Source organism: Mesorhizobium sp. M5C.F.Ca.IN.020.32.2.1, from assembly GCF_004023105.1.
GTDB lineage: Bacteria > Pseudomonadota > Alphaproteobacteria > Rhizobiales > Rhizobiaceae > Mesorhizobium > Mesorhizobium wenxiniae.
Map to the genome: position 1 here is coordinate 1 of NZ_RZSX01001303.1, position 1,174 is coordinate 1,174.

Consider the following 1,174-nt stretch of genomic DNA (forward strand, 5'->3'; position numbering starts at 1 on the left):
GTTCAGGTTAACACCGGCTCGGAACCGCAAAAGGCCGGCATCGAACCCCGCGAAGCCGTCGCCTTCGTCACCCGCTGCCGCGACGTCCACGGCCTCGCCATCGAAGGTCTGATGTGCATTCCGCCGGCCGATGAGAATCCCGGTCCGCACTTCGCGCTGCTGGAAAAGCTCAGCACGGAGGCAGGTGTGGAGGAGCTTTCGATGGGTATGTCCGGCGACTACGAAACCGCGATCGCCTTCGGCGCGACAAGCGTCAGGGTTGGATCGGCGATTTTCGGCAGCCGTTAGCCGGTCCGGTCTGGGATGGTGATTTTGCCGAGGAGGTCAACCGTCGCTCGGATACGATGATCCGCGACATCGACCTCTAATGTACCTGCTTGATACGAACATCGTTTCGGATGTGCAGAGTCGTCTGCCCAAGCCGACCGCCTGGCTAGCTTCAGTGGATCCGGCCTCGATCAGTCTCAGTGTTATTACCCTCGGCGAGATCGAACGGGGGATCGTCAAGCTGCGCAAGGTCGATCCCGAACGGGGAACACGGCTCGACCTCTGGCTGCGAGAGCTTCGGCGGGACAAGCCGACCGGATCCTTGCAGTCACTGAAGATGTCGCGTTGTCGTGGGGTCGCTTCTCGGCTGGCCGCACGCGAGGCAGCGCCGACATGCTCATCGCCGCCACCGCGGTCGTCCACGACCTCATTCTGGTTACGCGCAACATTCGCCGATTTCGACGATACGGGGGTGACGGTCCTCAGTCCTTGGACAATCTGACCTGTTCCCACGCCGGATCGTCGGGTCGCGGAACTTGGTCCAGAACCACTAAGCCGGTTACGCCAACAATGGAAACGAACCGTATCGTTCCTATATCGGCCGGGTCATCCAAAACTTTCCGGAGCTGCACCATGCGCTATAATCAACTTGGAAACACGGGGATGTTCGTCTCCGAACTTTGCCTCGGCACAATGACCTTCGGCGCCGCAGGTGAAAACGCCCAATGGGGCCTGATCGCCAGCCTCGACCAGAAGGCCGTCGACGAGATCGTCGCCCGCTCGCTCGCCGCCGGCGTCAATTTCTTCGACACGGCGGACGTCTATTCCTTCGGCGCATCGGAACGGCTTCTTGGCCAGTCGCTGAGGAATCTCGGCGTCAAGCGGCAAGATGTGATCATCGCCACCA

Annotated in this window: 2 protein-coding genes and 1 pseudogene; all 3 read left to right on the forward strand. The window is 60.9% G+C overall.

The genetic code is table 11. The features are described from left to right. Positions 1–288, forward strand: a 288-nt coding sequence (locus EOA86_RS35450; protein WP_206630241.1) for an alanine racemase, incomplete at its 5' end; no start/stop codon positions are given. A gap of 79 nt (positions 289–367) precedes the next feature. Beyond that, positions 368–769: pseudogene (locus EOA86_RS35460) on the forward strand (type II toxin-antitoxin system VapC family toxin). A gap of 131 nt (positions 770–900) precedes the next feature. Further along, on the forward strand, positions 901–1,174 hold a 274-nt coding region (locus EOA86_RS35465), incomplete at its 3' end, for an aldo/keto reductase (RefSeq protein ID WP_164892361.1).